This window comes from Aurantimonas sp. NFXS3 (genome assembly GCF_049132005.1).
GTDB classification, from domain to species: Bacteria; Pseudomonadota; Alphaproteobacteria; order Rhizobiales; family Rhizobiaceae; genus Aurantimonas; species Aurantimonas coralicida.
Genome location: NZ_JAGDDZ010000021.1, coordinates 1 through 1,644 on the forward strand (window position 1 = coordinate 1; position 1,644 = coordinate 1,644).

The 1,644-nt window shown below is 62.5% G+C and carries 1 protein-coding gene; it reads right to left on the bottom strand.

Annotated elements, in window-relative coordinates:
• Positions 1 to 27: 27 nt before the first annotated feature.
• Positions 28 to 1,581 carry an ISL3 family transposase gene (locus tag J3367_RS20945; protein ID WP_009209118.1) on the bottom strand — a complete coding sequence of 518 codons (1,554 nt, stop codon included), beginning with the start codon at positions 1,579 to 1,581 and terminating at the stop codon, positions 28 to 30.
• Positions 1,582 to 1,644: the final 63 nt, after the last annotated feature.

A 1,644-nucleotide genomic window follows, 5' to 3' on the forward strand; every position in this document is an offset into this window, starting at 1 on the left:
TTGGGTCTGACGCACTTTCGATGACGATCAGGCGGCGCCTAGCAAGCGGGCCTCAAGAAGATCAAGCTTGGCGCGCCCGTACATTTGCCGCTTCACGAGCTTGAGCTTGTTCACCTGGCCTTCCGTCTGGCCGTTCGACCACGGTTCGGTAATCGCACCCTGCACTGCGGATGCATCCTTACTGATGCCGCGAGCGAAGGACGCCAACAAACTTCCCTCGGCATCGTGAATCCAGGACGAAAGATCCCCGACTTCTCGACTGCGGATCATGGCATGAAACCGGTCGATCAACTCTCTCGCCTTGGCTAGGTTGGGCACTCCGGCTTCGATCGCGGCGACCGTGACCGTCTCGGTCTTCGTCAAATGATCTCGCTTCAGCGTCATCAGACGGGCAATGGCTCTCGCGGACGGGGTCCTTCGAAGCTCAGATCCTGAGATTTGCTCTGATCGTCTGCGTCGCGTGGCCCACTCACCAACAACCCGCAGCGAACCCCTGAACCCTTGGCTGCGAAGACGACGCCAGAGTTCGGCGCCGTTCCGGCAGCCTGCTTCCCACTGGGCGTCGAGATAAGGAAGGTGCGGGTCGAGCGATCCCTGTCGCGTGCGGAATAGATCGGTGCGCTCGCCGCGGACAATCTGGCGAACTAGTTTCCGGCTCCGACCCGTTTGCCGAACGATCTCCTTGATCGTGATGCCGCTCGCCGCGAGGCTTGCGACCACCCCGTTCATCTCCTCGCGCCGCAGATAGCCTTCGTACTGGATCCGCTCCGCCGAAGTCAGGAGCTTCGGGTCGATCGTCGTCGCTCCGAGAGCGGCCCGGATTGGCTTCATCGAGTTCCTCACCGTGGCGAGGAAGGCCGCGCTGGCATTCTCCATCAAGTGCCACCGGTCCGCGACCTGCACCACTTCTGGCAATGCGAGCGCCGCTGCCTCACCATAGCCGCCACCACGGTCGCGTGAGACAATGCGGATCTCTGGATGATCGGCCAGCCATGCCGCGACCGTGGCGATCTCCCGGTCCGGCAGAATCTTGACGATCTGTCGCCGCTCGAGGTCACAGATAATCGAGCCGTAACAGTGGTTCCGGCGGAACGCGAAGTCGTCGATGCCAACGGCCCTCAGGGGATCGTCTCGCTGTTGCGCCCGGCGCCGGACAACACGGAGCAGCGTGTCATTGCTGACTGGCATCATTAAACGCTCGGCGAAGCTGGCTGCCGGACGACCGCCGAGCGCAAGACCGAGATAGTGGACTATGCACTCCATCCGGCCCGTGCGGCGCGCTCGTTCGGGGACCGTGTCACCGAAGCGTTCGGCAAAGATCTTGCGCCGGCAGGTGCCAACGTCGCACCGGAAACGGCGGGTGACCAGACGCAGCCGAACCACTCGCCCCGCTGCCGGCAAGTCCGTCACGCCTCGAATGTATCGGCTATGCACGCGGCTTGCGCGCGATGAGCAAGAGGGGCACACCGCCTGCCTGTTCCGGGCGGATGCGGTTACGATGAGGGCCCCTTCACAGGCTTCAAACTGCTCGACCGAGAGCCCGGCCGGAATGAGCGATGACAGCGAAATGGCGTTCGACATGGCGATCTCCTTCATGAATCGCCAGTCCGCTCCTCAACTGCATCAGATATGAGTCAGACCCAA

Coding starts and splice junctions, on each gene's coding strand:
- J3367_RS20945 (WP_009209118.1), bottom strand. CDS start 1,581: ATGTCGAACGCCATTTCGCTGTCATCGCTCATTCCGGCCGGGCTCTCG.